The organism is Pseudomonas sp. P5_A2_2, from assembly GCF_054177685.1.
The window spans coordinates 1-1,306 of sequence record NZ_JBGCUL010001154.1 but is presented as its reverse complement, the minus strand read 5'-3'; the positions used below and the strand labels follow the sequence as shown (position 1 = coordinate 1,306).

At 65.5% G+C, this 1,306-nt stretch carries 1 protein-coding gene; it reads right to left on the bottom strand.

Features of this window, described 5'->3' with window-relative positions; all coding sequences use genetic code 11:
* A partial coding sequence (locus ACXRVY_RS29645; protein WP_458239039.1) for an ABC transporter permease occupies positions 1-1,306 on the bottom strand: 1,306 nt, incomplete at both ends.

Below are 1,306 nucleotides of genomic sequence, written 5' to 3'. Positions count from 1 at the left end.
GGCCAGTGCTGACGATAGGTCGGGTGGTCGATGATCCCGGACAGGTCCGTCGGCCAGCCCTGCAACTGGATCGACACCTGCCAGTTGGGCAGCACTGCCGCCAGTTGCGGCCGCTGGTTGAGCCAGCTGTGCAGTTCCCTGGACTGCGCCGGGTTCTGTGGGTTGAGGTAAAGCTCGGCCGTCAGCCGTTGCTCAAGCCAGTCGCTGAAGGTTTGGCGGAACCCCGCGGTCATGCTGCCGGCTCCGATATTCGCCGCCATGGCCAGCAGCAGCGCCATCAACGCCAGGCTCAGGGCCGGCAGTTGCTGGCGGCAATCGGCGACAAACCACTGGCCGAGCACCGAGCGACTGCGCTGCGAACCGAGACTGAGCAGCGAACTGAGCACCACCGGCAGTGCCAGTGCAGCACCGATCAACAGTGCCGCCATCAACACGAAGCCAATGACCAGGCTGTCACCGAAAATCAACGCCAGCAGCGCGATCACCCCGGCCATTGCCGCCACCCCGCCCTGGCGTCGCAACCAGCGGGCATGGGCCTGATGCCAGGCTTGCGGGTCGGCCAGCGCCAGCAAGGGCAAGCGCGCCGCCCGCAGCAGGCTGCCGGCACCGGCCAGCAACGCGCCGATCAGGCTCAAGCCGATACCGCTGAACCACCACGACAGGCTGAGGCTCAACTGTCCCGCCACTTCGGCGCCGTACAAGCCACGCAGGCTGGCGGCGACATCGGGCAACAGCACACCGGCCAGCAGGTAGCCGCTGACCACCCCGGCTACACCGCCGATCAGGGCCAGCCCACCCAATTCGACGGCGAGACAAGCGATCAGCATCCGCGCACTCACGCCGCAGGCACGCAGGGTCCGGAGCAAGCCTCGGCGTTGCTCCAATGCCAGCCCGATGGCGGCGTGCACGATAAACAGGCCGACCACGAAAGACAGCACCCCCAGGGCATCGAGGTTCAGGTGAAAGCTTTCGGTCAGGCGCGCCAGGTTGTTTTCTTCGCTGGCGCGCCTGAGTTGCAGCTGCCCCTTGAGCGAATCCGGCAGCAGTGCGGTGAAATCCTTCGGTAACAGCAGTCGCGACAACTGATCCGGCATCCCCAGAGTCTGCTGGGCAAAACCGATGTCCACCAGCAGTACCCCGGGCGCCATATCGGCTTGAATGTGCAGCGGTGGTAGCGCCATGCCCGCCAGGTTCAAGGGCCGGTCACCCTCACGCAAACCCAGTGCCTGCAAGGTCTGCGACGATATCCAGGTAGTGCCCGGCGGGCTGAAAAAATCGACCACCTGTTCAATCGCCAGGGCCTGCC